The 1,963-nt window shown below is 47.3% G+C and carries 1 protein-coding gene; it reads right to left on the reverse strand.

Going from position 1 to position 1,963, the window contains the following annotated elements:
- Positions 1 to 212: 212 nt before the first annotated feature.
- The gene (locus ACZMB2_RS14080) at positions 213 to 1,511 is read right to left on the reverse strand and encodes an IS110 family RNA-guided transposase (protein ID WP_215675291.1); all 1,299 of its coding nucleotides are present in this window, start codon (positions 1,509 to 1,511) and stop codon (positions 213 to 215) included.
- Positions 1,512 to 1,963 lie beyond the last annotated feature (452 nt).

The following is a 1,963-nucleotide window of genomic DNA, read 5'->3' on the forward strand; positions in this document are numbered from 1 at the left end:
GACAGGGAGAAAGAACGCAATAACAAATAAACTTGATGAGATTGAGTTTGCATTGACATAAATTCCAGTTTGGCGAACTGATAAAATCCCTTTAGGAACTAGTCCTGCTAATAAAAATCAAGCAGTAAATTGAAATTCTTTCTCAGAAGAAAATGAGCGCAGTAAAACAGAGGCTCGGCGGTACGGGCCTCTGAAATTTTGGAAAACGGAAATCAGGCAGCTTTGACTGAAGCAGAAAAATATGCTGTCCGGTGTTCTTCCGGGGTAATCAGAACGAATGGACGTTCATCCCGCAGAACGGCAAAGATGATATTGCAGACTTTGTGCATAACAGCACCCAGAGCCGTCATCTTGGACTTGCTTTTACACTTTTCTTCATAGAAGGATCTCAGTACCGGATTCTTCGCAGTGCCGTCCACACGGAGGCTGACAGATTGTATCGCCAGAACATAGATGCAACGTCGGGCGTATGGGGAGCCTCGCTTGGACATCTTCAGGTCGGCACCGCTGAAATTTCCGGATTGCCTGACGGCTGGATCAAGACCAAAGTATGCGAAAAGCTGCTTGGGCCGTTTGAATGCAGAGAAGTCTCCTATTTCGCAGACCAGCGTGACAGCAGAAAGAAAGCCAATTCCCGGTATGCTTTGGAGCAAGCGAACCTGTTTTGCCATCTGAGAGTTTTTCTGTTCCTTCAGAAGGACTTTTACCTGCGTCAGAATCTGCTTCGTCTGGGCGTCCAAAAGACGGATCATTTCTATGTAGTGCCGGATCAAATAAAAAACGCCGGTATTCCCATGGCCGAAATTCTGAGCGTCCCGAGCTGCTTCTACCAGTGCCTCTGCTTTCTTTCGGATGTGGAGAGGGCCTTTGGAGATGACTGTTTTCATGAACCGCTCCAGTTCATCTGCCCCAGCCGCCAGGATGGAGTCCGGAGTCAGATACTCGTACAGAACTGCCATGGCTGCAACACCGTTGACCTTGGAAAACACAGGAATAAATTGCGGAAAAACCTGCCGAAGCTGGTCTTTTAACCGGCAGATGTACATGGAAGTTTCCTTTTTCATTGCATAATATTCCCGAAGAATCGCTTTCATGGCTGCCACATCATCGCTAGGCACAATGGATGTTTTCAAATCCGGACGCAGACCCAGCAGTGCAATCTTCTGTGCATCAAATTTGTCGTTGTGGATATTACGGACGTTAATATCCTTGCTGGCGTGAGTAACCAGTGGATTCAGGACGTAGGCATCCAGCCCAGCCTCTCTCATCTTGTGGTATACAGGAAAATGGTAAATGCCTGTAGATTCCATGAAGATACGGGCAGGCAGATCGTATTGTTCCATAACAGAATAGATGCGGTCAATGGCACCATCCAGAGAGCGCTTGCTGTTATGGAAAATCCGGTAAGACTTTCCTAGCAGTTCCTGAGAGGGCAGCGCAATCGCCATCAGGCTGAAGTCTGCACCAACATCAATTCCGACGGAGAGATATTTGCGATTATCATTTTTCACAGTAACCCTTCTTTCCTATGGTTATTACAGGATGTCCTTCTCAATCGGTACGACACAGCCTAGCGCGTAATATAGGTATAGCAAAAAAGCTCCCAACCAGCCAAATCATGAAACGCAGCCGAAAGGATAAACAGACTATACATCAGGTATGGGGCAGCAGGAATTGCCGCCCTCCCAAGGGCGCACCCGTTCATGCTCCTGTTTGGTTACGATTATAAAGCTATTTCATGAAATGGATGTTGCGTTGGGAGCCTGATTGATAGGAATAGGAACTGATTTTGCAAATCTTTCAGGAGAGCGTTCCTATTCCCTTAGTTATTATACTAAGGGCGCACTTCTATACTCTCCTATCGGGAGTATGTGCGTCCTGCGGAGCTTCACTCCCGGTCGGCAGAAGAAAACTGCCCGACCGTGAATGTTTCGTCACTTCGTTCCGTCAAGGGAGCTACACT

The organism is Hominiventricola sp., from assembly GCF_057604405.1.